The sequence below is a fragment of the Salinimicrobium oceani genome, from assembly GCF_012037645.1.
The window spans coordinates 1-391 of sequence record NZ_JAAVJR010000913.1 but is presented as its reverse complement, the minus strand read 5'-3'; the positions used below and the strand labels follow the sequence as shown (position 1 = coordinate 391).

Here is a 391-nt window from a genome sequence, read left to right as displayed (position 1 = left end):
CTTCTTTTGCAGCTGAAGGTTATACAGGATCCCGTTATCGACCACCTTGAGTTCAGGGGAAATATCCTTACGGTCCACTCCGAATTTATTCAGGGAGAATCCGCAGACCACAAGCTCCACATTTTGCTCTTTAGCTTTATTTATATGTTCCTGCATCATTTCTTTATCGGTAAGTTCCTTTACGGTTTGGCCGCAAATGATGACCTCGAATTTTCCGAAGTGATGTCCGTCTTCGCGCGCTAATGATTCTGCGGCTAATAAGATGGGTTTTAGCTGCGGCACCTTTTTGGTTAATACCACATAATTCTGCTGTTCTTGCTGTTCCTGAGCATTTACAGGATTGGTAAATACTGCAAGAAGAAATACGAGAGTGCTTAAAAAATACATTTTC

Annotated in this window: 1 protein-coding gene; it reads right to left on the bottom strand. The window is 41.9% G+C overall.

The genetic code is table 11. The annotated features are described in order from the left end of the window. The coding region (locus HC175_RS20030) for a DsrE family protein (protein ID WP_438865970.1) at window positions 1-391 on the bottom strand (391 nt) is incomplete at both ends.